Source organism: Streptomyces sp. NRRL WC-3549, assembly GCF_000721935.1.
Classification (GTDB): Bacteria; Actinomycetota; Actinomycetes; order Streptomycetales; family Streptomycetaceae; genus Streptomyces.
The window spans coordinates 148821-151979 of the sequence record NZ_KL585423.1 but is presented as its reverse complement, the minus strand read 5'-3'; the positions used below and the strand labels follow the sequence as shown (position 1 = coordinate 151979).

The window sequence follows — 3159 nt, the reverse complement described above, 5'->3', positions numbered from 1 at the left end:
GCCCGGCTCGCCGTGCTCCTGCGCACGGACGCGGGCCTGCCGCCCGGCGCCGGCGCGGAACAGCGCCGGCTGTGTGAACTCCTGGACCCGGGAGCCCTCACGGTCGTCGAGTGCGCCGCCCACCTGGAACTGCCGGTCAGCGCCACCGTCTTCCTGGCCACGGACCTCGTGGCCTCCGGACACCTGCGCGCCCGGCCACCGATACCCCGTGCCGGTGAGATCGACCGGTCGCTCGTCGAGAGGCTGCTCGTTGGACTCCGTTCCCTCCACTGACCGGGGCGGCGTCGGCTATCTGCCGAGTGCCGCCGAGACCCTGATGAAACTCGTCGTCACGGGTCCCTTCGGCGTGGGCAAGACGACCCTGATCCGGACCCTCTCGGAGATCGAGACCCTGCACACCGAGGAGGCGATGACGCAGGCCGGCGAGGGGCTCGACGACACCGCCGGGCTCCCGCAGAAGACCACGACGACGGTCGCCGTCGACTTCGGCCGGCTCACCGTCCAGGACGACCTGGTGCTGTACATGTTCGGCACCCCCGGCCAGGAACGGTTCCTCCCCCTCTGGGAGGACATCGCGCGCGGCGCGCTCGGCGCCCTGGTCATGGTCGACACCCGGCGGCTGGAGGACTCCTTCTCCGTCATGGACATGGTGGAGGAGCAGGGGTTGCCGTACGCCGTCGCCGTCAACCGCTTCCCCGACGCGCCCGCCCACCCGGACGAGGTCCTGCGCAAGCACCTCGACCTCGACCCGCACACCCCCCTGGTGCAGTGCGACGCCCGCGAACGGCGCGGCAGCATCGACGCCCTGATCGCCCTCGCCGAGCACGCGCTGACCCGGCTCCCCGCACCCCAGGAAACCTCATGACCCGGACCGCTCCCGGCACGGGGCCCTCGCCGTACGAGCCCCTGGCGCTCTACGGCCCCGACTTCGCCGCCGATCCGCACGGCCACTACCGCAGGCTCCGTGCCCAGGGGCCGCTGGGACGGGTCCGGATCGCCCCCGGCGTCGACGCCCTCCTCGTCACCGACTACCAGGCGGCCGTCGACCTGCTGCGCGACACCGACACCTTCTCCAAGGACCCGCGCGCCTGGCAGGCGGGCATACCCGACGACTCGCCGGTCCTGCCCGTGCTCGGCCACCGGCCGACCGCCCTCTTCTCCGACGGCGCGGTCCACGCGCGGTACCGCGAGGCCGTCAACGACACCCTCGCCCTGCTCGAACCCCACCTGCTGAGGTCCTACGTGGCTCAGGCCGCGCAACGGTTCATCGCCACGTTCTCGGGTACCGGCACCGGCGACCTGATCGCCCAGTACGCCCGCCTGCTGCCCCTGCACGTCTTCACCGCGTGCTTCGGCGTGGCCCCGCAGGACGGCGAGCGGCTGCTGCGCGGCGTCGCCGGCATGATGGACTCCGCCGGGAACGCGGCCGCCGCCTACGCCGACCTCGTCGCCGTGGTCGCCGACCTCGTCGCCGAACGCCGGGCCCGGCCCGGCCGGGACCTCACCACCTACCTGCTCGCGCACCCGGCGGGCCTGGACGACGACGAGGCCGTCCGCCAGATCACGCTCATCATGAGCGCGGGCCACGACCCGACGACCAACCTGATCGGCAACGCGCTGCTGCGCATGCTCAGCGACACCGGTTACGGCGGGTCGCTGCACGGCGGCGCCATGACGGCACGTGAGGCGATCGACGAGGTGCTGATGTGTATAAGAGACAGGTTCCACGGTGTCCCGCTGCGGGCCGGCCAGTTGGTCCTGGTCTCCTTCGCCGCCGCCAACACGCAGTCGCCGCCGGCCGTCTCGGACCCCGCGGTGCGGTCCGGCGACGGGGCGCACCTGGCCTGGTCGACGGGACCGCACCGGTGCCCGGCGAAGCAGCCCGCCCTGCTGATGGCGATGACCGCGATCGAACAGATCACCAGCCAGCTCTGTGACCTGGAACTGGCCGTCGAACCCTCGGAGTTGCTCTGGCGACCGGGCCCCTTCCACCGTGCGCCGGCGCACCTGCCGGTGCGGTTCACCCCTCTCGACACCCTCCCCGAGGCCTCCGCCGGTGCCGGACGGGGAGGCGCCGATCCCGTTCCGGCCCGTGTCGGTGGTACGCCGAACGGGTGAGGGACGAGAGAATTGCCCGATGAACAGCGAGCGCAGCCGGCGCACAGCCGACCGGCAAACGGACGGGGTGGTCCTGTGAGCAGGTACGACAGGTACGACGCCACCGACGAACAGTGGGAGGGGCTCGCCCAGGTCGTACCGCTCCGGGGGCGTAACGAGTGGCCGTCCCGAGTCGACCACCGGACGGTCCCCGACCGGCAGGAAGCCGCCGAGCAGCGGCGGATGGTCGTGCTGAGGGTGCAGGTGTTCGCGGACGCCCGCGAGGTCGCCGAGTACCTGGTGGCGCAGATCCCCGTGCTGCTCGACCTGACCGGTGCGGAGAGCGATGTGGCCAAGCGGATCCTGGACTTCAGCAGCGGTGTGGTGTTCGGGCTCGGCAGCGGTATGCACCGCGTCGACCGCAACGTCTTCCTGCTGGCACCGACGGGTATGGAGGTCGAGGGGGTCACCGCGGCGGGCCTGCCCCAGGGGTAGGGGCGCGTGTCCCGGCACAGGGAGGGGCGGCGTCCTCGCACCGGGGGAGGGCGGTGTGCCCGCGTCGCCGGAAGGGCGGCGGTACCTCGAAGGTAGGAAGGTCGTGCGGACGGAACGGTTCGCCGGTCACCGGTGTGCGTACGGTCCGCTCATGACTGTGATCCCCACGGGGAGTTCGACCCCGTTGCCGTCGCCGCGCCCCTCCGCGACGACGCCGTCCACGATGCCGGAACCTCCGCGCGGGCCCCGGGGCGCGGCTCGTCCCGTCGTCAGTGAGCTACGGCTCGGCTCCTTCGCCGCGCACCGGCGCGCCGTCGTCCCGCTGAGCCCGTTCACCCTGCTCACCGGGGCGAGCGGCAGCGGGAAGTCGACGGCCCTGTGCGGGTACGAGGCCCTGGCCCGGCTCGCCGCCGGCGACCCGCTGGAGGAGGTGTTCCCCGATCCGGCGGCCTGGGTGCCCGAACGGTCCGGGGCCGACGCCCAGGGGCGGCGGGGCTTCCGGCTCGGCTGCACCGTCGACGGCCCGGCCGGGCCGGTGGAGCTCGAACTGGCCGTCCAGGCCGAGCT

Annotated in this window: 4 protein-coding genes and 1 pseudogene; all 5 read left to right on the top strand. The window is 73.0% G+C overall.

The window, feature by feature from the left end; genetic code table 11:
- Positions 1-273, top strand: a 273-nt coding sequence (locus IH13_RS0127090; protein ID WP_037842475.1) for a DUF742 domain-containing protein, incomplete at its 5' end; no start/stop codon positions are given.
- Positions 251-865: a GTP-binding protein gene (locus IH13_RS0127085; protein WP_031088598.1), complete on the top strand. Its 615-nt coding sequence runs from the start codon at positions 251-253 to the stop codon at positions 863-865. The genes IH13_RS0127090 and IH13_RS0127085, both read left to right, overlap by 23 nt.
- Positions 862-2118, top strand: coding sequence for a cytochrome P450 family protein (locus tag IH13_RS0127080; protein WP_031088597.1), 1257 nt, complete (start codon positions 862-864; stop codon positions 2116-2118). The genes IH13_RS0127085 and IH13_RS0127080 overlap by 4 nt, the downstream gene beginning before the upstream one ends.
- Positions 2119-2193: 75 nt before the next feature.
- Positions 2194-2592: a cell division protein SepF gene (locus IH13_RS0127075; RefSeq protein ID WP_031088596.1), complete on the top strand. Its 399-nt coding sequence runs from the start codon at positions 2194-2196 to the stop codon at positions 2590-2592.
- Between the two features lie 103 nt (positions 2593-2695).
- Positions 2696-3159: pseudogene (locus IH13_RS38525) on the top strand (ATP-binding protein); the annotation flags it as partial.

Excerpts from the sequence above, each read along its gene's own strand:
- IH13_RS0127080 (WP_031088597.1), top strand. The coding sequence starts at position 862 with ATGACCCGGACCGCTCCCGGCACGGGGCCCTCGCCGTACGAGCCCCTG.